Origin of the sequence: Caulobacter sp. 602-1 (assembly GCF_003931565.1) — a bacterium.
GTDB lineage: Bacteria > Pseudomonadota > Alphaproteobacteria > Caulobacterales > Caulobacteraceae > Caulobacter.
Map to the genome: position 1 here is coordinate 1 of NZ_RRYI01000128.1, position 291 is coordinate 291.

General features: G+C 66.7%; 1 pseudogene. It reads right to left on the reverse strand.

Features of this window, described 5'->3' with window-relative positions:
* Positions 1 to 215, reverse strand: a pseudogene (locus tag EIK80_RS25550) (aminoglycoside phosphotransferase); the annotation flags it as partial.
* Positions 216 to 291 lie beyond the last annotated feature (76 nt).

A 291-nucleotide genomic window follows, 5' to 3' on the forward strand; every position in this document is an offset into this window, starting at 1 on the left:
AGCTTCAGGCAGGCATAGCCGCGATGCGGGTCGCGCAACCCGTCGCGCCCGCCCTCGAGCCGCAGCAGATAGGCGATCCCGCCGACGCGGATCCTGTAGACCCCCGCCCCCGACAGCCCGCCGGACACCGGCGTCCAGCCGTCGAGGCCCTCGGTCCCGAACGCGGCGCGCAGGGCCTTGCGAACGGCGGGGCGTTGGTCGGGGGAAACGGACATCGGCGGAACCTCGTGGAGACCGGCGCCTTATTTACCCGGATAGAATATGAATCAATATAATCCGGGTAATAATATC